Source organism: Rhodococcus sp. C26F (assembly GCF_053345925.1).
In genome coordinates, this window is record NZ_JBKFBA010000003.1 from 143,926 (window position 1) to 165,191 (window position 21,266).

A 21,266-nucleotide genomic window follows, 5' to 3' on the forward strand; every position below is an offset into this window, starting at 1 on the left:
GGGGGTGCCGATCGTGCCGCGGACGGGCGACGATGGAGGCGTGGCAAAACAGACGCGATCCGCCGCGCCCCAACGCTCGTTCCGGGTGACTCCGCGCAGAGTGCTCGCGGCCGTCCTGGTCCTGCTCGCTGCGCTGTTCGTTCTCCAGAACCGCAACAGTACGAGCATCGACCTCTTCTGGATCTCGCTGCAGGCACCGCTGTGGCTGGTGCTCGTCATCATCTTCGCGATCGGGTGGGTCGCGGGCTTCCTGTTCGCACGCGGACGCTGATCCGCATCAGTGCGGCCACCGGCAACAGAGCACAGGGGAGTGGGCACAGGGGAGTGGGCACAGACGACAGCAGGCCCGTCCCCGAAGGGACGGACCTGCTGTCGTGCGAGGTGATCAGCGAGCGAACATGAGCGCGCGCTTGACCTCCTGGATCGCCTTCGTCACCTGGATGCCACGGGGGCACGCGTCGGTGCAGTTGAAGGTGGTGCGGCAGCGCCACACGCCTTCCTTGTCGTTGAGGATGTCCAGCCGCTCGGAGGCACCCTCGTCACGCGAATCGAAGATGAACCGGTGCGCGTTGACGATCGCGGCGGGGCCGAAGTAGCTGCCGTCGCTCCAGTACACCGGGCACGAAGTGGTGCAGCACGCGCACAGGATGCACTTGGTGGTGTCGTCGAACCGGGCACGGTCGGCCTGCGACTGGATACGCTCGCGGGTCGGCTCGTTGCCGGAGGCGATGAGGAACGGCTTCACGGCGCGGTAGGCGTCGAAGAAGGGCTCCATGTCGACGACGAGGTCCTTCTCGACCGGAAGGCCACGGATCGGCTCGATCGTGATCGTGACGTCCTTGCCGTTCTTGTCCAGCATGTCCTTCATGAGGATCTTGCAGGCGAGACGGTTGACGCCGTTGACACGCATCGCGTCCGAGCCGCACACGCCGTGGGCGCAGCTGCGACGGAAGGTGAGCGTGCCGTCGAGGTAACCCTTGACGTAGCCCAACAGGTTGAGCAGACGGTCGGACGGCAGCGCCGGCACCTGGAACGAATCCCAGTGCTGACCCTTGTCGTCCTCCGGGTTGAACCGGGCGATCTTGAGGGTGACCATCGTCGCGCCCTCGGGCACGGGTGGCAGTGTCGACGCGCCCGTGTCGGTCTTCTCGATGGTTGTCATCAGTACTTACGCTCCATGGGCTCGTACCGGGTCTGGACCACCGGCTTGTAGTCCAGGCGAATGTCGGAGATCAGTTCCTCGCCCACCTTGTACGCCATGGTGTGCTTGAGGAAGTTCTCGTCGTCGCGCTTCGGGTAGTCCTCGCGGGCGTGTCCGCCACGCGATTCCTTGCGGTTCAGCGCGCCGACGACGGTGACCTCGGCCATCTCGAGGAGGAAGCCGAGCTCCAGCGCCTCGAGCAGGTCGCTGTTGTAGCGCTTGCCCTTGTCGTGGACGGTGATCTCCTTGTAGCGCTTCTTCAGCTCGTGGATGTCGTTGAGCGCCTGCGTCAACGTCTCCTCGGTGCGGAACACCGACGCGTTGTTGTCCATCGTCTGCTGCAGCTCGGTGCGGATGTCGGCCACCCGCTCCTTGCCGCCCTGGTGCAGGATCAGATCGAGCCAGTCGTCGACGTACTTCGTCGGCTGCTCGGGCATCTCGACGTGCTTCGTGCTGTTGGCGTACTCCGCGGCGGCGATGCCGGCGCGACGACCGAAGACGTTGATGTCGAGCAGCGAGTTGGTGCCGAGACGGTTGGCGCCGTGGACGGACACGCACGCGCACTCGCCGGCCGCGTACAGGCCGGGCACGACGTTCTCGTTGTCCCGGAGGACCTCGCCGTCGACGTTGGTCGGGATACCGCCCATGACGTAGTGGCAGGTCGGGAACACCGGCACGAGCTCGGTGACGGGGTCGACACCGAGGTAGGTGCGGGAGAACTCGGTGATGTCCGGGAGCTTCTCCTCGAGGACGTCCTCGCCGAGGTGGGTCACGTCGATGTAGACGTAGTCCTTGTTCGGTCCGGCGCCGCGACCCTCGAGCACCTCGAGCACCATCGAGCGGGCGACGATGTCGCGGGGCGCGAGGTCCTTGATGGTGGGGGCGTAGCGCTCCATGAACCGCTCGCCGTCGGCGTTGCGGAGGATGCCGCCCTCACCACGCACGGCCTCCGAGATGAGGATGCCGAGACCGGCCAGGCCCGTCGGATGGAACTGGTGGAACTCCATGTCCTCGAGCGGCAGGCCCTTGCGGAAGATGATGCCGAGGCCGTCACCTGTGAGGGTGTGGGCGTTCGACGTCGTCTTGTACATACGGCCCGAGCCGCCCGTCGCGAAGACGATGGCCTTGGCGTGGAAGACGTGGATCTCGCCGGTCGCGAGCTCGTACGCGATGACACCCGTCGCGACGGGACCGTTCTCGGTCTCGGTGAGGGTGATGTCGAGCGCGTAGAACTCGTTGAAGAACTCGACGTCGTGCTTGACGCAGTTCTGGTACAGCGTCTGCAGAATCATGTGGCCGGTGCGGTCGGCGGCGTAGCACGCGCGACGGACCGGGGCCTTACCGTGGTCGCGGGTGTGACCACCGAAGCGACGCTGGTCGATCTTGCCCTCGGGCGTCCGGTTGAACGGAAGACCCATCTTCTCGAGGTCGAGAACGGCGTCGATGGCCTCCTTGGCCATGATCTCCGCAGCGTCCTGGTCGACCAGGTAGTCGCCACCCTTGACGGTATCGAAGGTGTGCCACTCCCAGTTGTCCTCTTCGACGTTCGCGAGGGCGGCGCACATGCCACCCTGAGCGGCGCCGGTGTGGCTGCGGGTGGGGTAGAGCTTCGTGAGCACTGCGGTGCGCGCACGCGGGCCGGCTTCGATGGCCGCACGCATGCCGGCGCCGCCGGCGCCGACGATGACTACGTCGTAACGATGTTCCTGCATGAAGGTTCGGCTCCCCTAGCTCGCCGTGATGTTCGGGTCGAAGGTGAAGATCACGTAGGTGCCCAGGCCCATGATCAGGATCATCGACACGACGAGGATCGTGTTGAGCCAGAACCGGGTGGAGTCCTTACGTGCGTAGTCCGCGATGACGGTGCGCAGACCGTTACCGCCGTGGAGCTGTGCGAGCCACAGCATCGACAGGTCCCAGATCTGCCAGAACGGGCTGGACCAGCGGCCTGCGACGAACGCGAAGTTGATGCGGTGCACGCCGTCATCGAGCATCAGCATGATGAAGAGGTGACCGAGGACCAGGATGATCAGGGCCAGGCCGGACAGGCGCATGAACAACCAGGCGTAGAGCTCGAAGTTGTTCTTCGCGGCACGCCGCGGCGTGCGCGGGTTGTCGAGGCCTGCGGGCCGGTCGTATTCCTTACCCAGAGTCTTCGCTTCGGTCATGTCAGTGCCCCGCAAACGTGTTGAAGAGGATGCGAACGGCCGCGGGGATCATCACCACGAACCAGATCGCGAGGATCGTCCAGAGCATCACGCGCTGGTACTTCGGGCCCTTCGACCAGAAGTCCACGAGCATGACCCGCAGGCCGTTGAGTGCGTGGTACAGGACCATCGCGACCAGGCCGAGCTCCATGAGGCCGACGATCGGGTTCTTGTACGTATCGATCACCGCGTCGTAGGTCTCGGGGTTGACCCGGACGAGTGCGGTGTCGAGGACGTGGACGAAAAGGAAGAAGAATGTCGCCACGCCCGTGATCCGGTGCAATACCCAGGACCACATGCCGGGGTCTCCCCGGTAAAGCGACCGTGTGCGCCCCGCCTTTGCGGGGGCGGCTTCAGTCGTGCTGCTCATCGAGTGCTGTGCCTCCAACGTCAATGGTGGACGCGTCGAGCTGCTCCTACCTGTGGGGGATTCCGCAGTACGGGCCCGACGTGAACCTGAACCGACTTGGATCGACTCTAGACCCATCCCAAACTCGGGAACTAATCTCCTGCGCCATTCGTACAGGCCCCAAAAGCGAAGTTAGGTTTGCCTTTCCAACTGTGATCTGGCGCGGTGGGGGTCGCCTACCGTCGTCCACGCCACCGTGACAGGATGGGGAACCATGCCGGACATCGACTGGAAAATGTTGCGCGCCAAAGCACATGAGGTGATGGGTCGAGCCTACGCTCCCTACTCCGGGTTCCCGGTGGGGGCTGCCGGCCTCACCGTCGACGGTCGGATGGTCCTCGGGTGCAATGTGGAAAATGTCTCACACGGACTGGGCCTGTGTGCCGAATGTGTACTCGTCGGTAACTTGTTCGCCCAGGGTGGAGGGCGTCTGCGGGCCGTCGCCGTCTGCGACTCCCGAGGCCACGTCCTGACCCCGTGCGGCCGGTGCCGGCAGGTGCTCCTCGAACACGGCGGCCCCGATCTCGAGGTCGACGCCCAGGGTGGCCCGCGTCGCCTCTCCGAGCTCCTCCCCGACGCGTTCGGCCCCGACGATCTGGCGGCCGTGCGGGAGAACGAGGACCGCCGTGCCTGACATCGTCACCGTCATCCGCCGCAAGCGCGACGGACACGAGCTCTCCGGCGCCGAGATCGACTGGGTCATCGAGGCGTTCACCCACGGGATCGTCTCCGACGCCCAGATGTCGGCCCTGGCGATGGCAGTCTGGTTCCGCGGCATGAGCCGGGCCGAGACGGCACGCTGGACCACCGCCATGATCGACTCCGGTCGTCGTCTCGATTTCTCCGCTCTCGGCCTGCGCACCGTCGACAAACACTCGACAGGCGGTGTGGGGGACAAGATCACCCTGCCGCTCGCACCGCTCGTCGCGGCCTGCGGCGTCGCGGTCCCGCAATTGTCGGGCCGCGGTCTCGGTCACACCGGCGGCACCCTGGACAAGCTCGAGGCGATCCCCGGCTGGAAGGCCGATCTGACCACCGCGGAGATCGCCGAGATCCTCAGCGACCCGGCCGTCGGTGCGGTCGTGTGCGCGGCGAGTGCCGATCTCGCCCCCGCCGACCGCAAGCTCTACGCGCTGCGCGACGTCACCGGGACCGTCGAATCGATCCCGCTCATCGCCAGCTCGATCATGAGCAAGAAGATCGCCGAGGGCACCGGAGCCCTCGTCCTCGATGTGAAGGTCGGCAGCGGTGCCTTCATGAAGGAACTCGGCGAGGCCCGCGAACTGGCACGCACCATGGTCGAGCTCGGCACCGACGAAGGGCTGCCCACGACGGCCCTGCTCACCCGCATGGACAGCCCGCTCGGGCGTACGGCGGGCAACGCGCTGGAGGTCCGGGAGTCCGTCGAGGTGCTCGCCGGCGGCGGACCCGACGACGTCGTCGAGCTGACCCTGGCCCTGGCCCGCGAGATGCTCGAGGCCGCCGGTGTCGACGACGTCGACCCCGCCGACCGGCTGCGCGACGGCACCGCGATGGACCGGTGGAATGCGATGATCGCCGCCCAGGGTGGCGACCCCACAGCGCCGTTGCCGGTCGCGACCCACACCGAGACCTTCCACGCCGACGCGGACGGGGTGCTCTCCGAGCTCGACGCGTACGCGGTGGGTACCGCCGCGTGGCGGCTCGGAGCCGGTCGCGAACGACAGGGCCAGGACGTGCAGCCCGGGGCCGGTATCGAACTGCACGCGGTTCTCGGTGATCGCGTCCGCGCGGGGCAGCCGATCGCGACGCTGCACACCGACACTCCGGGACGTATCCCCGACGCGCTCGCCGCCCTCCGCGGCGGTGTCCGAATCTCCGACACGGCCCCCGATCGGCAGCCGCTCGTGATCGAACGGATCCGGGCGTAGGGGCTCGGCGGCCGGNCCGGCCGCCGCCGACTACCGTCCCGATCATGAACGGCCGTCTGACTCCCGAACTCGTTCGCACCGCACCCAAAGTGGTCCTCCACGACCACCTGGACGGCGGACTCCGTCCCCGGACGGTCCTCGAACTCGCGGACGCGTGCGGGTGGTCGTTGCCCTCGGACACCGAAGCGGATCTCGCCCGCTGGTTCCGCGAATCCGCCGACAGTGGGTCGCTCGAGCGCTATCTCGAGACGTTCGAGCACACCGTCGCCGTGATGCAGACGGCAGAAGGACTCGAACGCGTCGCACGCGAGTGCGTCCTCGACCTCGCCGACGACGGCGTGGTGTACGCCGAGGTGCGGTTCGCGCCCGAGCAGCACCTGGAGAAGGGACTGTCGCTGGACGAGGTCGTCGAGCACGTCCTCGAAGGCTTCCGAGCCGGGGAATCGGAGGTGGCCGCCGGTGGTCGTCGCATCCGGGTGCGCTGCCTGCTCACCGCGATGCGGCACGCTGCACGCTCGTTGGAGATCGCCGAACTCGCCGTGCGCTTCCGGGACCGCGGCGTGGCGGGATTCGACATCGCCGGCGCCGAGGCGGGCAACCCGCCCAGCCGTCATCTCGACGCCTTCGAGTACACCCGCGCGGCCAACGCGCACTTCACGATCCACGCCGGTGAGGCGTTCGGGCTCCCGTCCATCCACGAAGCAGTCGCCTTCTGCGGCACCGATAGACTCGGCCACGGTGTGCGCATCGTCGACGACATCGAAGTGCACGACGACGGAACCGCCACTCTGGGCCGGCTCGCGAACTACATCCGCGACAAGCGCATCCCGCTCGAACTGTGCCCGTCGTCGAACGTGCAGACCGGCGCGGTGCGCACCCTCGCCGAGCATCCCTTCGACCTGCTGGCACGCCTGCGCTTCCGCGTCACCGTCAACACCGACAACCGGTTGATGAGCGACACCACGATGACGCAGGAGATGGCGCGGCTCGTCGAGACCTTCGACTACGGCTGGGTCGACCTCGAACGGTTCACGATCAACGCGATGAAGTCGGCCTTCCTCCCGTTCGACCAGCGGCTGGACCTGATCGACGACGTCATCAAGCCTGGCTACGCCGTCCTCGTCGGGTAGAGACCGCGACCCGCAGATACCTCTATGGGTGCGCGGAGCGGGAAATGGTCATCGGAGCGCGCTACAACGCGCTCTTGTGACCACTTCGCGCGCCGGAGTGCCCGAGTGGAGCTGCCGTCAGTGCCGACCCGACGCGACCCGCGTCAGTGCCGACCCGACGACCCGCGTCAGTGCCGACCCGACGCGACCCGCGTCAGTGCCGACCCGACGCGACCCGCGTCAGTGCCGACCCGACGACCCGCGTCAGTGCCGACCCGACGCGACCCGCGTCAGTGCCGACGCACTCGCGCTTCGAACTCGCGCTCGAGCTCGCGCCAGGCGAGGGATTCGGTGTCGAACGGCGGCTTGGGTGCCGTGCGTCCCGAGTCGGGTTCGATCACGTGGTTGACGAACCAGCCGAGTTCCGTGGACGCGGCGAGCGCGGCCTCCGTCGAGTCGTCGTCCGCGAAGTTCGCTGCGTCGACGAACAACTCGACCGCGAGTTCGAGCTGGTCGGGGTCGACGGCCGCAACGCCCTGAGCGATGTCGTCGGCGATCCCGGTGAGCACGTAGACGTTGTCGTCGGTGACCGTCACGTCGAGCGATCCGTCGACAGCGGCGAGCTGGATCTCCGTGTACGGCTCGAGCGTCGCGAGGTCGTGGTCGTGGTTGTCGGCGAGGTGGCGGGCCAGCGCGCGCTCGGACGGGAAGACGTCGATCGTGCCGTCGTGGCCGAGGAAGACGGCGTCGTCGTTCACGTAGCACCGCAGCGAGTACCAGGTGCCGTCGGTCGTGATGATCCGGATGGGATCGATGCCGACCCGGGCCCAGAACTCGTAGCCGTCGTCCTCGTCGTCCTCGTCGTCCTCGTCATCGGTGTCGATGAACTCGTACTCGTCGTCGGCGTCGACGTCCTCGACCGTGTCGTCGGCCTCGACCTCGTTCTCGTCGACCGCGACGAGCTCGGATTCGATCTCGGCGACCACTGCGGCATCGACGTCGGGAGTGGAGATCACGGCGTCGAGCGCGTCGATCACGCCGTCCCAGTCCTGCGCGACCGCGGTCCCGACGCGATTCCACAGGTCGAGGCCCTCACGCGTGCGGAAGGCCGAGACACCGTGCTGCAACAGGAGGTCGATCTCCTCGCGTTCGAAGAACTTCGTCACGACGTCGAGATCGCAGACGTCGCCGAGGATGCTCACGATGTCGAAGGTGTCCTGCAGCTCGGACACCGACACGGGATCCGGATCGTCGGCCACGAGTTCGGGGACGCCGACGAGGTCGTAGGTGTGCGGTTCGTCGGGTTCGAACTCCGAGGCTGCGAGCTTGGACACGATCGGCCACGCCTCGTGCTCGACGAGGTCGTTGTCGGCACCCGAACGCACGAACGCGACGAGCTCGGGGACCGACGGGAAGGCGTACAGATCGTCGCCGTGGCCGAGGAATGCCTCCCACTCGTCGTCGCCTTCGCGCCAGCGCGGCGCCCAGAGCGTCACGAGGTTGCCGTCGGTGAGACCGAGCTCGATCGGGACGATGTCTCCAGCCATGGCGCGAAGCCTAGCCATGTCGGCGCCGAGAATATAGCCGGGGGCGGCTCGCTATCGGTTTCATCGCGTTACCGGACGGTCGCCGACGGTGACCGGGTGGTGACCGACGGCGACCGGACCGGCGTCGCTCGCGTCGAGGGCCGCGCGGAGCTCGTCCATCGCGGAGACGCGCGCGGCAGCGGCCTGCCGTGCGGCCTCGTGCACGGTCGCGAGGATCACCGCGGCCAGTTCGCGGGGGTCGGTGCCGCCGATCGGCTCGGCCAGCTCGAGTCCTTCGAGCGCTCCCGAACCGTCCACACGGGCGGTCACGCGTCCGTCGGGACTGCTCGCGGTGCCCCGGACCGCGCTGAGCCTCTCCACCGTGCGTTCGAGCGCATCGAGCCGGACGTGGGCCCGGTCGACGATCGCCTCCACCATCCGTTCGCTCATCGAACGAGACCTCCACGACGATCGGTCGGTCCGTCCGCCAGGTCGGCGCGGGACGGCAGCCGCATCCGGTCGAGGATCTCGCGGGGGACACCTTCGGCGGCGAGGCGTTCGCCGCGGACCACCGCGGCCTCGAGAGCGGCCTGCCGGTTCAGGGCGAGGATCTGATCGGCCAGTTGCCGTGCTCCGTAACGCAACTCGCGGGGGTCGATGCGAAGGTCCACCGGCAGTCCACCGTCCGTCGTGCGCACCGAGATCGTCCCGGCCCGGTTGTGGGCGGTGGCCGTGATCGGTTCCGTCGTCGTGCTGTCCATACCGGGTTGGACGCAGCGCGAGCCCGGCCGGTTCCCCTCCGGTGCGGAATTCTCCAGGATCAACCGTCGGTCGGTCGGTAGGCGCCGTGGAAGGCCATTTCGCCGTTGGTGGTGCGCATCGGCGACACGGAGACGGGGTCGCCCGCCTCGACCATGAGGCCGTTGCCCACCACCATCGCCACGTGCCCGTCCCACACGACGAGGTCTCCGGGCAGGGCGGCCGCAGGATCCACCCGCGTGCCGACGTCCTGTTCCTGGGCCAACCGCGGCAGTTCGACGCCGGCCTGCGCGTAGGCGTACTGCGTCAGCCCGCTGCAGTCGAGCCCGGAGCCGGGGCTCGTGCCGCCCCACACGTACGGGGTGCCCTGCTGGGCGAGGGCGTGACGCACCGCTGCCGCCGCGGTCTCGTTCGGCGCCCGGCTGACACTGCCGTCCGGGAGCCGCACCTCCACGCCCGCGGAGAACCCTCCACCGAAGGTGTGCAGCGTGCGTGGCTCGTCACCGGCCGGGTCGGGGCCGCGGTGGTCGCCGGAGCCGATCGGGGGAGCGGAGGGCTCGGACGGGAGGAGCGCGGACGCCCGATCGGTCAGCTCAGCGAGGGTTCCGGTCACCCGTGTCAGCACGTCGAGCCCGGCGACGAGGTGGTCGATCGCCACTGCGAGGAGCGCGAGCTGCCCCTGGGGAAGCGACGTCACGGGTGCGGCCTGCTCGGCGAAGGTGACGAACGAGTCGACGAGACGAGCGATCTCGGCCGCACCGGTGACCACCGTGACGGTCGCCTCGAGCGCGATCCCGGCCAGCGCCACCCCACGATCGGCCGCCGCGAGGACGTCGGTGAGCACCTGCTCGGCACTCGCGATCGCCTGCGAGGCGGCCGGGCCACCCCAGGCCCAGGCGAGCTCGGCGACGGCGTCGCGCCCGGCCGCGTGCACCTCCTCGGCCCACTGCGCACCGATGCGCACCATCTCACCCGGATCGACGCCGGGTGGCACCGCGGTGCCGAACGCGTCGAGCAGGCCGGTCAGCGGCGCGACGAGCGCATCGGCCGGGATCACAGTGACTCCGCGACGGAACCGAGTCGTGCGGCGGTGTCGTCGGTGGTCCGCTCGTAGACGGTCGCAGAGGCCTTGGCAGCGTCTCCCATCCCGCCGAGCAGGTCGCCGAGCCGGCCGAGATCGCGCACGTGCGCGGTGTGGGTCACGGTGAGCGCGGCGAGCAAGGATGCTCCGATCGGACCCAGTGCGGCGCTCAGCACCGAGGGGTCGCCGTGCCGTGTCCGTTCGGCGGCCTCGTGCAGGCGCGCGGCCAGTTCGGCGGCGTCGTCGCCGAACCTGCCGACGGCACTCGTGTCGATCCGTATCGCGTCCCTGCCGGAGTACTCGGTCACCTCGTCGCCTCTCGCGTCGTTCCTGTGGGATTCGGCACCTTCGGACGGTTCCGTCCCTGTCGGGTTCGACGCACCCGACTGTCGATCGGTTCCGTCGTTCTATCCTTCGGACATGGATTCGCTCGTCGTCGACCACCCGCTCGCTGCTTCGCTCCTGACCATCCTTCGCGACGAACGCAGCGACAACGCTGCCTTCCGGCACGCGTTGAGGCGGCTCACCCAGATGCTCGTCTACGAGGCGGTGCGCGATGCACCCACCGAGACGTTCGATGTGAAGACGCCGGTCGCGGTGACGACGGGAGTGCGCTTGCAGCAGCCTCCGCTGCTCGTCCCGGTTCTTCGCGCCGGTCTCGGCATGGTCGAACAGGCCCACGCCCTGATTCCTCAGGCGCAGGTCGGTTTCGTCGGTCTCGCTCGTGACGAGAAGACCTTCGAGCCGGTGCCCTATCTGGAGTCGCTGCCGGAGGACCTGTCGGGTCTTCCCGTCTTCGTGCTCGACCCGATGCTCGCGACCGGGGGGTCGATGGTGCACACCCTCGACATCCTCGCCCAACGCGGTGCCACGGATATCACCGCGATCTGTGTGGTCGCGGCGCCGCAGGGCGTCGAGGCCCTTGCCGCCTCGGGGCATCCGGTCCGGTTGGTCGCGGCGTCGGTCGACGAAGGTCTCAACGAGAACAAGTACATCGTGCCGGGTCTCGGCGATGCGGGGGACAGGCAGTTCGGACCGCGGTAGATCGCGCGTCGCGTGTTACTCGTGTGACTGACGGTACGGATGTGACACCCGACCGCAGTCATCTCGTTATCGAAAAACAACCCGCAGGTCTCGATTTCTTCTTACGCTCGGTGTGCTCCGTGTGAAGTCCACTGCGTAGGTACAGCCAGAGATGGGGTCGGCGGAATGGCAAAAATATTCTCCCGCAAACTGATTCGTGGAAGCGTCAGAGCGGCTTCGGTGGGCGCGGTCGCCGTACTCGCCGCAGTGACGAGTCACGGCACGGCTGCGGCCGCTGTCGACAACTCGCGGATCCTCCCGTTGGACGGAGGGCACGCGATCGAAGTGATCCAGGCCGACACCTCGACACAGTCGGTGCCGCCGCTCGACAGCTCACCGCTGAGTGTCGAGTTCTTCCACGATGAGGTTGCGACCGTTCGGATCACGGGTCCGAACGCGGCGAACTTCGCCGGGACGGCGGTGGAGGTCGGTTTCCAGGTCGGCTACCCGGTCGCGCTGCCGGGGGCGACGGTCACCGTCATCACGCCGAGTCTGTCGTGGGGCGTGGAGAACGGTGCGGTTATCGGCCTCTCTCTCGACAACGAAGGTGGGGCCTCGCTCGATCTCGGCTTGGAGTCGGGTGGTTCGCTCAGTGGCGACATCATCCCGTCCCAGGAGATCGAGATCCCGCTCGAGCCGGGCGGCATCACGTCCGTCCCGATCGTCGAGGACTTCGAGTTCGACGGCAGCTCGACGACCATCCGGATCGCCGGTGTGCACGGTTCGGTCTCGGGAGCCATCGGACCGGTGATGATCCGTCCGTACCTGAAGGCGGTCACCGCCGACCGGAACACCGTCGTCACCTACGGTGTGCCGCAGCAGGTCTGATCGAATCGGCTCNAGCTCTCGTCACCGAGCGAGGTCGCCCATCCGCGCAGGGCGTCGAGTGTCGCCTCCGCGGTCGGGCGGTCTCGCTCCGTGACCACCTCCAGATAGACCTTGAGCTTCGGCTCGGTGCCCGACGGTCGCACCACCACGCGCACCGTCGTTCCGTCCGGGGCGTCCGCGCGACTGACGAAGACGAGCGCATCGGTGCTCATCGGTCCCGGACTTCCGGCGAGATCGGTCGCGGTCACATCCAGACCCGCAAGGGTCGTCGGCGGCTCCGCACGCAACCGCGTCATCACGGCGCCGATGCGCTGCAGGTCGTCGACACGGATCGACACCTGATCGCCGACATGGACACCGAGCTCGCGATGCAGGTCGTCGAGTGCGTCGAGCAGGGTCCGGCCGGACTGCTTCAGATCGGCCGCGTAGTCGGCGACCACCACGGCGGTCGCGATGCCGTCCTTGTCGCGCACGACGTCCGGATCGACGCAGTGCCCGATCGCCTCCTCGTACGCGTAGACGAGGCCGTCACCGGCGCGGGCGAGCCACTTGAAACCCGTGAGCGTCTGCGCATATCGCGCGCCGCGTGCGGTCGCGAGTCGTCCCAACATGGTCGACGAGACGATGGTGGTCGCGACCAGCGAGCCGGGCGGCGACGACGCGAGGATCCGGTCGCCGAGCAGGACCCCGGTCTCGTCGCCGCGCAACATCGTCCACCCCTGCGGGCCCGGGACACCCACGGCGCAACGGTCGGCATCGGGATCGAGCGCCAGCGCGATGTCGGCGTCGACCTCGGCCGCCAGCGCGAGCAGGGCAGCGGTCGCGCCCGGTTCCTCGGGATTGGGGAAGGTGACGGTGGGGAACGCCGGGTCGGGCGCGAACTGGGACGCCACGACGTGGATGTCGTCGAATCCCGCGGCATGCAGGGCCGCGACCGCCGTCTCACCGCCGACACCGTGCAGTGCCGTCAGAGCGATGCGCACGCTGCGGTGCGGGGAGCGGGGAAGCGACGCGACCCGGGCGAGATAACGATCGAGGAGGTCGTCACCCGACGGCGCGACCGGTACCCGGGGCACGTCCGCGGCATCACCGACGGCGTCGATCGCCGTTTCGATCTCCCGATCGGCGGGTGCCGCCAGCTGAGCCCCGTCCGCGAGGTAGACCTTGTACCCGTTGTCGGCGGCGGGATTGTGCGACGCCGTGATCTGCACGCCCGCAACGGCGCCCAGCGCCCGTACCGCGAAGGCGGTCACCGGCGTGGGGAGCGGCTCTCCGAGGGCGACGACCTCGAAACCGGCCGCGGCGAGGACTTCTGCGGCGGCAGGGTGGAATTCCGCCGAGCCCGTGCGGGCGTCGCGGCCGACGACGACGGTGCCACCGCCCTGCCCGTTCGCCTCGAGCCACGCCGCGAGCCCGGCGGTGGTGCGGACGACGACGGGCACGTTCATGCAGTCCGGCCCGTCGCCGACCGGGCCGCGCAGACCCGCGGTGCCGAATCGCAGCGTCACAGCCGGGCCGCCAGATCGCGCAGGAGATCGCCCATCCGGGTCGCGGCCGCGCGACCCGCGGCGAGCACCTCGGTGTGGTCGAGGGGAGCACCGGTGATGCCGGCCGCGGCGTTGGTCACCAGCGAGACCGCGAGCACCCGCGCTCCGGCCGCGCGTGCCGCGATGGTCTCGTGGACCGTGGACATGCCGACGAGGTCGGCGCCGAGGGTGCGCAGCATCCGGATCTCCGCCGGGGTCTCGTAGTGCGGCCCGGGCAGACCGGCGTAGACCCCTTCGCGCAGCGACGGATCGATCTCGCGGGCGAGTGCACGAAGATCCGGCGAGTAGGCGTCGACGAGGTCGACGAACTGGGCACCCACCAGCGGCGAGCGACCGGTGAGATTGAGGTGGTCCGAGATGAGAACCGGTTGTCCCACGGAGAACTCGGGATCGATGCCGCCCGCCGCATTGGTGAGAACGACGGTGCGGGCACCCGCTGCGACTGCCGTGCGCACGGGATGGACGACGCGGGCGAGGTCGTGCCCCTCGTAGGCGTGGATGCGGCCGGCGAGGACGAGGACGGCGTTGTCACCGGCGCGCACGGAGTGGATGTTCCCGGCATGCCCTGCCGCCGTCGGCGGTGCGAAGCCGGGCAGCTCGCTCATCGGGATCGTGGCGACGGGGATGCCGAAACTCTCGACCGCGGCCCGCCAGCCGGACCCGAGGACGACGGCGACGGAGTGTTCGGCGACCCCCGTCCGTTCGGCGAGAGCGTCGGCGGCCGCGGTGGGGTCGAAGACGTGATCGGGTTCTCCCATGGCATCGGACCCTAATCGCTCACAGCATGTTACTCGCGGGTAAGTAGGCGCGGTATGCTGACGCGCATGCCTTACCTCGAACGTGACGGCGACGTCTTCGTCCTGCATCTCGGTGACCGTGACGCGGAGGTCTCCGAGAACCGTTTCCACCCCGACCGTCTGGTCGCGATCCACTCCCTCCTCGACGAGGTGGAGGCACACGACGGACCCGCTGCCCTCGTGACCGCGGCGACCGGCAAGTTCTGGAGCAACGGACTCGACATCGACTGGGTCGGCGCGAACCTGCCGGATCTGCCCCGCTATCTGGACTCCGTCCACGACCTCTACGTGCGGCTGCTCACCTTCCCCGCGGCGACGGTCGCCGCCGTGCAGGGACACGCCTTCGGTGCCGGCGCGATGCTCGCGCTCGTGCACGACTTCCGGGTGATGCGCGCCGACCGCGGCTACTGGTGCCTGCCCGAGGTGCAGCTGAACATGCCGTTCACCGTCGGGATGTCCGCGCTGATCCGTTCCCGCCTGCCGATCCAGACGGCGGTCGAGGCCATCACCACCGGTCGTCGCTACGGCGGTGAGGACGCCGTGGCCGCGGGCATCGCCGAGCAGGCCGTCACCGGTGACGACGTGCTCGCCGCGGCGGTCGAGCGGGCCGCGGCGCTCACCGCCACCCGCGGACCGAATCTGTCGGGCATCAAGCGCGGTCTGCACGCACCGTTGATCTCGGCGCTGGAGATCCGGACCGACGCGTCGAACTTCCGGCTGGGCTGATCGCCCCGCCGCGAAGTCGACGAACCGGTCGCACGCCGATCGATCGGGACGCGGTGAGCATGACAGACTGGACCCCGTGACGACCGACTACGCCACGGCGATCGAGGCTGCTTCCGACACCCTCGTCGGTCTGTCGCATTCCATCCACGCCGAACCGGAACTCGCATTCGAGGAACACCGGAGCGCCGCGAAGATCGTCGAGGTGCTGCGCGCCCACGATTTCGAGGTCACCACCGGCATCGCCGACCTGCCCACCGCCTTCGACGCGCGGTTCGGCAGCGGCGAACTCGTCTTCGCGTTCTGCGCCGAGTACGACGCGCTGCCCGGCATCGGGCACGCGTGCGGCCACAACATCATCGGGGCGTCGGCCGTGGGTGCCGGGATCGGCCTCGCCGCGCTCGCCGACGAACTCGGCGTGACCGTCCGCGTCATCGGAACCCCCGCGGAGGAAACCGGCGGCGGCAAGGTCCTCATGCTCGAACGCGGCGTCTTCGACGGCGTCGGTGCGGCGATGATGGTGCACCCCGGCCCGTTCGACATCACCGGGGCGACCTCGCTCGCCCTCGCCGACATCGCCGTCGAGTACGACGGCCGCGAGGCGCACGCCTCGGCGGCCCCCGAGTACGGGCTCAACGCCGCCGATGCGGCGACCGTCGCCCAGGTCGCGGTCGGACTGCTGCGGCAGCACCTGCATCCCGGGCAACAGATCCACGGCATCGTCGCGCAGGGCGGGACGGCACCGAACATCGTGCCCAGCCACACCGAACTGCTGTACTACCTGCGGGCCGGGACGAGCGAACTCCTCGACGACCTCGTCGAACGCGCACGCAACTGCTTCGCCGCCGGGGCGCTGGCCACCGGATGCAACCACCGGATCCGGACGGTCTCGCCGACCTATACCGAACTCACTCCCGATCCGTGGCTGGTGCAGGCATATCGTGAGGAGATCATCGATCTCGGGCGCCGACCGCTGCCCGTCGAGGAGGAAGGAGCGCGCCCCCTGGGCAGTACCGACATGGGAAACGTGACGAACGTGGTGCCGGGAATCCATCCGGTCATCGGACTCGACTCCGGTGGCGCGGTGACACATCAGGCTGCATTCGCGGCCGCGTGTGTCACCGAGTCCGCCGATCGGGCAGTACTCGACGGAGCGCGTGCGCTCGCAGCGACCGCCGTACGCGCGGCGACCGATCCGGTCCACCGGGCACGGCTCCTCGAACAGGCCGGCCGCCGATGAACCCCTACGTCGAGAAGTGGTTGGACCGCCACACCGAGGACCTCTCGCTCTGGCGCCGTCACATCCATGCGAATCCCGAGCTCGCCCGGCAGGAGTACGCCACCACCGAGTTCGTCGCGAAGCACCTGCGCGCGGCCGGACTGGAGCCGAAGGTCCTGCCTCGCGGCACCGGCCTGATCTGCGATCTCGGTCCGACCGGCGGACCGCGCATCGCTCTGCGTGCCGACATGGACGCCCTGCCGATGCAGGAGGCCACCGGCCTGCCGTTCGAATCCACCGTCCCCGGTGTCTCGCACGCGTGTGGGCACGACGCCCACACCACCGTCGTGCTCGGTGCAGGTCTGGCGCTGGCCTCGCTGCCCGAATTGCCGATCGGTGTCCGGCTGGTCTTCCAGCCCGCGGAGGAGGTCATGCCGGGCGGGGCGCTCGACGTCGTCGCGGCGGGCGGACTCGACGGGGTCGCGCGGATCTTCGCCTTGCACTGCGACCCGCGTCTCGAGGCGGGCAAGGTCGGTATGCGGGTCGGGGCGATCACCTCGGCGGCCGACACCGTCGAACTCGTCCTCGACTCACCCGGTGGGCACACCTCCCGGCCGCACCTGACCGGCGATCTCGTCTACGGCCTCGGTGCCGTCATCACGGGTCTTCCCGGCATGCTCAGCCGTCGCATCGATCCGCGCACCGGCACCGTGATGGTGTGGGGTGCGGTCAGCGCCGGCAAGGCACCGAACGCGATCCCGCGCACCGGCATGCTCGCGGGCACCGTCCGCACCGGCGACCACGACACCTGGGAGCTGCTCGAACCGATGGTCCGCGAGATCGTGCACGGTCTGCTCGCGCCCACCGGTGTCAGCTACGAACTGAACTACCGCCGCGGCGTGCCGCCGGTGGTCAACGACGAGGTGTCGGCGCGCATGTTCGAGGACGCGATCCGCGCGACCGGCCCCGACGCCCTCGCGGACACCCCACAATCCGGTGGGGGAGAAGACTTCTCGTGGTATCTCGAACACGTCCCCGGCGCCATGGGGCGGCTCGGGGTGTGGCCGGGGGTCGGGCCCGAACTCGACATCCACCAGCCCACCTTCGATCTCGACGAGCGGGCGCTCGCCGTGGGCGTACGGGTGATGACGAATCTGGCGCTCGGCGCTCGATGAGAGCGCCCGACTAGTAACTGTCGGGTCGTCCCGGTCCGACGTTGCGGCTGTTGCGGGTCCGCAGATCCCGCACGTAGTCGGCGGGTGCTCCGGCGATCTCGGCCGCGTCGGCCATCACGCCCAGATAGCGTGCCGACGGCAGGCCGCCCTCGTATCCGTCGACGACGTACAGCCACGCGAGGACCGGACCGTCGGCCGTGTCGACGCGCACGCGGATCTTGCGGTGGAAACCGAGTTCGGCTCCCTCCCAGCGGTCGAGGCTGCGCTCGTCGTCCTCCGGCACGTCGTAGAGCACGACGAACACCTTCGCGTCCGAATCCTCGACGACCGTCGCGAGGGCGCCCTCCCAGCCGATGTCGGCGCCGGCGAAGGTCAGTCGCCAACCGTGCAACCACCCGGTTCCCGCCATCGGCGAATGCGGGCAGCGCGTCAGCATCTGCTCCGGATGCATGTTGGACCCGTAGGCGGCGTAGATCGGCACGAGGATAAGGCTAACCCGTCGTCCACCGGAGTCGTCGGAGGGGCGGCGCAGGGACGGACGAGGAGTGTCGGGGGGCCGTTGCGTGCCGGGTCCACCGGTCCCTGTGCGCGAGGTGGGGGCATTGGCATAGCGTTGAGACCACGTGTGTGCCCACCAGGCGCTCACGTGCAGCCCGACCCGGCACCCTTCGGAATCGATACAGAGGAGAACAATGACCCGGATCGTCATCATCGGCGGCGGCCCCGCAGGATACGAGGCGGCGCTGGTGGCATCCCAGTACGGCGCGACGGTGTCACTGATCGATTCGGACGGGATCGGTGGCGCCTGCGTGCTCTTCGACTGCGTCCCCTCCAAGACCTTCATCGCCTCGACCGGCGTGCGCACCGACATGCGCCGCGCCGCCGACCTGGGCATCGAACTCGAACGTGCCGAGGTGTCGTTGCCGCAGGTGCACGGCCGTGTGAAGAGCCTCGCCCGCGCGCAGTCCTCCGACATCCGCACCAAGCTCGAGGCCGCCGGGGTGAAGCTGTTCTCCGGTTACGGCGAACTCGTCGACGCGCAGCCCGGCATGGCCGCCCACCAGGTGCGCGCCAAGCTGCTGACCGGCGAGGAGAAGGTGCTCGACGCCGACGTCGTGCTGATCGCCACCGGCGCGAGCCCGCGTATCCTGCCGGGCGCGGAGCCGGACGGTGAGAGGATCCTCACCTGGCGTCAGCTCTACGACCTCGAGAAGCTGCCCGAGCACCTCGTCGTCGTCGGTTCGGGTGTCACCGGCGCCGAGTTCGTCTCCGCCTACACCGAGGTCGGCGTGCAGGTCACCGTCGTGTCGAGCCGCGACCGGATCCTGCCGCACGAGGACGAGGACGCGGCTCTCGTGCTCGAGGACGTTCTCACCGAGCGCGGTGTGACCCTCGTCAAGCACGCCCGCGCCGACCGGGTCGAACGCACGGAGGACGGCGTCCGCGTGCTCCTCGCCGACGGCCGCATCGTCGAGGGCAGCCACGTGCTGATGACCGTCGGCTCGGTGCCCAACACCCGGGATCTCGGTCTCGACAAGGTCGGGCTCGAACTCGACCGGGGCGGTTACCTTCCCGTCGACCGCGTCTCCCGCACCGCCGTCCCCGGCATCTACGCCGCGGGCGACTGCACCGGACTGCTGCCCCTCGCGTCGGTCGCGGCCATGCAGGGCCGCATCGCGATCTACCACGCGCTCGGCGAAGGCGTGAGCCCCATCAAGCTGAAAACCGTTGCGGCCGCAGTGTTCACGCGTCCCGAGATCGCCGCCGTCGGTGTCAGTCAGGCGACGATCGACAAGGGCGAGGTGCCCGCCCGCACAGTCATGCTCCCGCTCAACACCAACCCGCGCGCCAAGATGTCCGGCCTGCGGCGCGGTTTCGTGAAGATCTTCTGCCGCCCCGCGACCGGTGTGGTCATCGGCGGTGTGGTCGTCGCCCCGACCGCGTCCGAGCTCATCCTTCCCATCGCGTTGGCGGTGCAGAACAACCTGTCGGTCAACGACCTCGCGCAGACCTTCTCGGTCTACCCGTCGCTGAGCGGATCGGTCACCGAGGCCGCCCGCCAGCTGATGCGCCACGACGATCTGGACTAGGCACCGGACGGGGCGGGATCCGCAGCGATCCCGCCCTGCTCAGGCCCAGTCGTAGGTGCGTTCGACCGCCTTGTTCCATTCGCCGAACAGGCGCTCGCGTTCGTCGACCGGCATCGCCGGCTCCCACGTGCGGTCCGCGGTCCAGTTGCGGCGGATGTCCTCCTCGTCCTCCCAGAAGCCGACGGCGAGACCGGCGGCGTAGGCGGCGCCGAGTGCGGTGGTCTCGGAAACGGTGGGTCGTACGACCGGCACACCGAGGATGTCGGACTGGAACTGCATGAGCAGATCGTTGGCGACCATGCCGCCGTCGACCTTGAGGGTGCGCAGGTCGACCCCGGAGTCGGCGTTCATCGCCTCGATGACCTCCCGCGTCTGGTAGGCCGTCGCCTCGAGCGCCGCCCGCGCGAGGTGGCCCTTCTCGACGAAGCGCGTCAGGCCGGCGATGACGCCGCGGGCGTCGGGTCGCCAGCGCGGCGCGAACAATCCCGAGAAGGCCGGCACGAAATACGCCCCGCCGTTGTCGGGGACGCTCGCGGCGAGCGTTTCGATCTCGTCGGCGGACCGGATCAGCCCGAGATTGTCGCGCAGCCACTGCACGAGCGAACCGGTCACGGCCACCGAACCTTCGAGGGCGTAGACCGCGGGGGCGTCACCGATGCGATAACAGACGGTGGTGATCAGGCCGTGCTCGCTGCGCACCGGGGTCGTGCCGGTGTTGAGCAGCAGGAAGTTGCCGGTGCCGTAGGTGTTCTTCGCCTCGCCGGGGGACAGGCAGCCCTGGCCGAAGGTCGCGGCCTGCTGGTCGCCGAGGATGCCGGCGATCGGGACCCCGGCGAGCGGTCCGCGCTCGCGGGCGTGCCCGTACACCTCCGACGAACTGCGGATCTCCGGCAGCATCGACTCCGGGATGCCGAGTTCGGCACAGATCGCCGGATCCCACTGCTGCGTCCCGAGATTCATCAGCAGCGTCCGGGAGGCGTTGGTCACATCGGTGATGTGCAGTCCGGGTGGCTGACCCTCCTCGCCGACACCACCGGTGAGATTCCACAGGATCCAGCTGTCGATGGTGCCGAACGCGAGGTCGCCGGCCTCGGCGCGCTCTCGGGCACCGTCGACGTTGTCGAGGATCCACCGCGCCTTCGGTCCGGCGAAATAGGTCGACAGCGGTAGTCCGGTGATCTCGCGGTAGCGGTCGGGCCCGGCGTCGCCGGCAAGCTCCTCGACGAGCCTGTCGGTGCGGGTGTCCTGCCAGACGATCGCGTTGTACACCGGTTTTCCGGTGGTGCGGTCCCACACCACCGTGGTCTCGCGCTGGTTCGTCAGGCCGATCGCCGCGACGTCGTTGCGTCGCAGATCCGCCTTGGCGAGTGCCGCGGCGCCCACCTCACGGGTGTTGAGCCACAGCTCTTCCGGGTCGTGTTCGACCCATCCCGACCGCGGGAAGAACTGACGGTGTTCCTTCTGCGCGAGCGAGACGATGCGCCCGTCGTGATCGAAGATGATGCACCGGCTGGACGTGGTGCCCTGGTCGATCGCCGCGATGAACTGGTTCACAGGTGGTCCTCGGGTGAAGGGGACGGCTCGGTTCGGCAACGCTTCCGC

The 21,266-nt window shown here is 68.9% G+C and carries 23 protein-coding genes; 10 read left to right on the top strand and 13 right to left on the bottom strand.

Annotated features, from left to right (window positions below):
- Window positions 1–40 precede the first annotated feature (40 nt).
- Window positions 41–271, top strand: coding sequence for a LapA family protein (locus ACLBYD_RS05865; protein WP_447815737.1), 231 nt, complete (start codon window positions 41–43; stop codon window positions 269–271).
- A gap of 114 nt (window positions 272–385) precedes the next feature.
- Here ACLBYD_RS05865 and ACLBYD_RS05870 read toward each other — a convergent pair whose 3' ends face one another.
- From ACLBYD_RS05870 to sdhC, 4 genes are read right to left on the bottom strand one after another with little or no spacing between them, the layout of a single operon-like run.
- Window positions 386–1,162 (bottom strand): succinate dehydrogenase iron-sulfur subunit, encoded by a 777-nt coding sequence (locus tag ACLBYD_RS05870; RefSeq protein ID WP_006550125.1) that lies wholly within the window; start codon window positions 1,160–1,162, stop codon window positions 386–388.
- Window positions 1,162–2,913, bottom strand: a complete 1,752-nt coding sequence (gene sdhA / locus ACLBYD_RS05875; protein ID WP_006550126.1) for a succinate dehydrogenase flavoprotein subunit — start codon at window positions 2,911–2,913, stop codon at window positions 1,162–1,164. Before sdhA ends, ACLBYD_RS05870 begins: the two co-directional genes overlap by 1 nt.
- 15 nt (window positions 2,914–2,928) lie before the next feature.
- Window positions 2,929–3,369, bottom strand: a complete 441-nt coding sequence (locus ACLBYD_RS05880) for a succinate dehydrogenase hydrophobic membrane anchor subunit (RefSeq protein WP_016692832.1) — start codon at window positions 3,367–3,369, stop codon at window positions 2,929–2,931.
- Window position 3,370: 1 nt separating this feature from the next.
- The gene (sdhC, locus tag ACLBYD_RS05885; protein WP_071935442.1) at window positions 3,371–3,778 is read right to left on the bottom strand and encodes a succinate dehydrogenase, cytochrome b556 subunit; all 408 of its coding nucleotides are present in this window, start codon (window positions 3,776–3,778) and stop codon (window positions 3,371–3,373) included.
- 253 nt (window positions 3,779–4,031) lie between these two features.
- On the opposite strand from sdhC, the gene ACLBYD_RS05890 reads away from it, so the two are divergent.
- From ACLBYD_RS05890 to ACLBYD_RS05900, 3 genes are all read left to right on the top strand, one after another.
- Window positions 4,032–4,451 carry a cytidine deaminase gene (locus ACLBYD_RS05890; RefSeq protein ID WP_088897658.1) on the top strand — a complete coding sequence of 140 codons (420 nt, stop codon included), beginning with the start codon at window positions 4,032–4,034 and terminating at the stop codon, window positions 4,449–4,451.
- Window positions 4,444–5,727 (top strand): thymidine phosphorylase, encoded by a 1,284-nt coding sequence (locus ACLBYD_RS05895; protein WP_447815738.1) that lies wholly within the window; start codon window positions 4,444–4,446, stop codon window positions 5,725–5,727. Before ACLBYD_RS05890 ends, ACLBYD_RS05895 begins: the two co-directional genes overlap by 8 nt.
- Window positions 5,728–5,771: 44 nt before the next feature.
- A complete protein-coding gene (locus ACLBYD_RS05900) occupies window positions 5,772–6,857 on the top strand; it encodes an adenosine deaminase (protein WP_447815739.1) in 1,086 nt (361 codons plus the stop codon).
- Window positions 6,858–7,126: 269 nt separating this feature from the next.
- On the opposite strand, the gene ACLBYD_RS05905 is transcribed toward ACLBYD_RS05900, so the two are convergent.
- The 5 genes from ACLBYD_RS05905 to ACLBYD_RS05925 are packed head-to-tail and all read right to left on the bottom strand — an operon-like array spanning window position 7,127 to window position 10,510.
- Window positions 7,127–8,383, bottom strand: a complete 1,257-nt coding sequence (locus ACLBYD_RS05905) for a primosomal protein (protein ID WP_447815740.1) — start codon at window positions 8,381–8,383, stop codon at window positions 7,127–7,129.
- A gap of 60 nt (window positions 8,384–8,443) precedes the next feature.
- The gene (locus ACLBYD_RS05910) at window positions 8,444–8,812 is read right to left on the bottom strand and encodes a YbaB/EbfC family nucleoid-associated protein (protein WP_447815741.1); all 369 of its coding nucleotides are present in this window, start codon (window positions 8,810–8,812) and stop codon (window positions 8,444–8,446) included.
- Window positions 8,809–9,123: a hypothetical protein gene (locus ACLBYD_RS05915; RefSeq protein WP_088897663.1), complete on the bottom strand. Its 315-nt coding sequence runs from the start codon at window positions 9,121–9,123 to the stop codon at window positions 8,809–8,811. Before ACLBYD_RS05915 ends, ACLBYD_RS05910 begins: the two co-directional genes overlap by 4 nt.
- Before the next feature lie 59 nt (window positions 9,124–9,182).
- Window positions 9,183–10,178: a C40 family peptidase gene (locus tag ACLBYD_RS05920; RefSeq protein ID WP_447815742.1), complete on the bottom strand. Its 996-nt coding sequence runs from the start codon at window positions 10,176–10,178 to the stop codon at window positions 9,183–9,185.
- A complete protein-coding gene (locus ACLBYD_RS05925) occupies window positions 10,175–10,510 on the bottom strand; it encodes a type VII secretion target (RefSeq protein ID WP_447815743.1) in 336 nt (111 codons plus the stop codon). The genes ACLBYD_RS05920 and ACLBYD_RS05925 overlap by 4 nt, the downstream gene beginning before the upstream one ends.
- A 112-nt stretch (window positions 10,511–10,622) precedes the next feature.
- On the opposite strand from ACLBYD_RS05925, the gene upp reads away from it, so the two are divergent.
- Both upp and ACLBYD_RS05935 read left to right on the top strand, forming a co-directional pair.
- A complete protein-coding gene (gene upp / locus ACLBYD_RS05930; protein ID WP_447815744.1) occupies window positions 10,623–11,246 on the top strand; it encodes a uracil phosphoribosyltransferase in 624 nt (207 codons plus the stop codon).
- A gap of 219 nt (window positions 11,247–11,465) precedes the next feature.
- Window positions 11,466–12,113, top strand: coding sequence for an MspA family porin (locus ACLBYD_RS05935; RefSeq protein WP_447815745.1), 648 nt, complete (start codon window positions 11,466–11,468; stop codon window positions 12,111–12,113).
- Here the strand turns inward: ACLBYD_RS05935 and ACLBYD_RS05940 are convergent.
- Together ACLBYD_RS05940 and ACLBYD_RS05945 are read right to left on the bottom strand one after the other, a co-directional pair.
- Window positions 12,089–13,621: a phospho-sugar mutase gene (locus ACLBYD_RS05940; protein WP_447815746.1), complete on the bottom strand. Its 1,533-nt coding sequence runs from the start codon at window positions 13,619–13,621 to the stop codon at window positions 12,089–12,091. The two genes, ACLBYD_RS05935 and ACLBYD_RS05940, sit on opposite strands and share 25 nt — an antisense overlap.
- Complete coding sequence (locus ACLBYD_RS05945) at window positions 13,618–14,418, bottom strand: purine-nucleoside phosphorylase (protein ID WP_447815747.1); 801 nt, start codon at window positions 14,416–14,418, stop codon at window positions 13,618–13,620. Before ACLBYD_RS05945 ends, ACLBYD_RS05940 begins: the two co-directional genes overlap by 4 nt.
- Window positions 14,419–14,484: 66 nt before the next feature.
- Between ACLBYD_RS05945 and ACLBYD_RS05950 the strand changes: the two genes are divergently transcribed.
- The 3 genes from ACLBYD_RS05950 to ACLBYD_RS05960 all read left to right on the top strand — a co-directional run bounded on the left by ACLBYD_RS05950 (window position 14,485) and on the right by ACLBYD_RS05960 (window position 17,574).
- Window positions 14,485–15,183 (top strand): enoyl-CoA hydratase/isomerase family protein, encoded by a 699-nt coding sequence (locus tag ACLBYD_RS05950; protein WP_447815748.1) that lies wholly within the window; start codon window positions 14,485–14,487, stop codon window positions 15,181–15,183.
- A 76-nt stretch (window positions 15,184–15,259) separates the two neighbouring features.
- Window positions 15,260–16,420: a M20 family metallopeptidase gene (locus ACLBYD_RS05955; RefSeq protein WP_447815749.1), complete on the top strand. Its 1,161-nt coding sequence runs from the start codon at window positions 15,260–15,262 to the stop codon at window positions 16,418–16,420.
- The gene (locus ACLBYD_RS05960; RefSeq protein ID WP_447815750.1) at window positions 16,417–17,574 is read left to right on the top strand and encodes a M20 family metallopeptidase; all 1,158 of its coding nucleotides are present in this window, start codon (window positions 16,417–16,419) and stop codon (window positions 17,572–17,574) included. The genes ACLBYD_RS05955 and ACLBYD_RS05960 overlap by 4 nt, the downstream gene beginning before the upstream one ends.
- A gap of 10 nt (window positions 17,575–17,584) precedes the next feature.
- Here the strand turns inward: ACLBYD_RS05960 and ACLBYD_RS05965 are convergent, their stop codons facing one another.
- Window positions 17,585–18,055: a gamma-glutamylcyclotransferase gene (locus ACLBYD_RS05965; protein ID WP_447815751.1), complete on the bottom strand. Its 471-nt coding sequence runs from the start codon at window positions 18,053–18,055 to the stop codon at window positions 17,585–17,587.
- 211 nt (window positions 18,056–18,266) lie between these two features.
- Here ACLBYD_RS05965 and ACLBYD_RS05970 point away from each other — a divergent pair, with 211 nt between their 5' ends.
- Window positions 18,267–19,664 carry an NAD(P)H-quinone dehydrogenase gene (locus tag ACLBYD_RS05970; RefSeq protein ID WP_447815752.1) on the top strand — a complete coding sequence of 466 codons (1,398 nt, stop codon included), beginning with the start codon at window positions 18,267–18,269 and terminating at the stop codon, window positions 19,662–19,664.
- A 39-nt stretch (window positions 19,665–19,703) separates the two neighbouring features.
- Here the strand turns inward: ACLBYD_RS05970 and glpK are convergent, their stop codons facing one another.
- On the bottom strand, window positions 19,704–21,218 hold the full coding sequence (gene glpK / locus ACLBYD_RS05975) for a glycerol kinase GlpK (RefSeq protein WP_447815753.1): 1,515 nt from the start codon (window positions 21,216–21,218) through the stop codon (window positions 19,704–19,706).
- Window positions 21,219–21,266 lie beyond the last annotated feature (48 nt).

Coding starts and splice junctions, on each gene's coding strand:
- ACLBYD_RS05870 (WP_006550125.1), bottom strand. CDS start 1,162: ATGACAACCATCGAGAAGACCGACACGGGCGCGTCGACACTGCCACCC.
- sdhA (WP_006550126.1), bottom strand. CDS start 2,913: ATGCAGGAACATCGTTACGACGTAGTCATCGTCGGCGCCGGCGGCGCC.
- ACLBYD_RS05880 (WP_016692832.1), bottom strand. CDS start 3,369: ATGACCGAAGCGAAGACTCTGGGTAAGGAATACGACCGGCCCGCAGGC.
- sdhC (WP_071935442.1), bottom strand. CDS start 3,778: ATGAGCAGCACGACTGAAGCCGCCCCCGCAAAGGCGGGGCGCACACGG.
- ACLBYD_RS05890 (WP_088897658.1), top strand. CDS start 4,032: ATGCCGGACATCGACTGGAAAATGTTGCGCGCCAAAGCACATGAGGTG.
- ACLBYD_RS05900 (WP_447815739.1), top strand. CDS start 5,772: ATGAACGGCCGTCTGACTCCCGAACTCGTTCGCACCGCACCCAAAGTG.
- ACLBYD_RS05905 (WP_447815740.1), bottom strand. CDS start 8,383: ATGGCTGGAGACATCGTCCCGATCGAGCTCGGTCTCACCGACGGCAAC.
- ACLBYD_RS05910 (WP_447815741.1), bottom strand. CDS start 8,812: ATGAGCGAACGGATGGTGGAGGCGATCGTCGACCGGGCCCACGTCCGG.
- ACLBYD_RS05915 (WP_088897663.1), bottom strand. CDS start 9,123: ATGGACAGCACGACGACGGAACCGATCACGGCCACCGCCCACAACCGG.
- upp (WP_447815744.1), top strand. CDS start 10,623: ATGGATTCGCTCGTCGTCGACCACCCGCTCGCTGCTTCGCTCCTGACC.
- ACLBYD_RS05945 (WP_447815747.1), bottom strand. CDS start 14,418: ATGGGAGAACCCGATCACGTCTTCGACCCCACCGCGGCCGCCGACGCT.
- ACLBYD_RS05950 (WP_447815748.1), top strand. CDS start 14,485: ATGCCTTACCTCGAACGTGACGGCGACGTCTTCGTCCTGCATCTCGGT.
- ACLBYD_RS05960 (WP_447815750.1), top strand. CDS start 16,417: ATGAACCCCTACGTCGAGAAGTGGTTGGACCGCCACACCGAGGACCTC.
- ACLBYD_RS05970 (WP_447815752.1), top strand. CDS start 18,267: ATGACCCGGATCGTCATCATCGGCGGCGGCCCCGCAGGATACGAGGCG.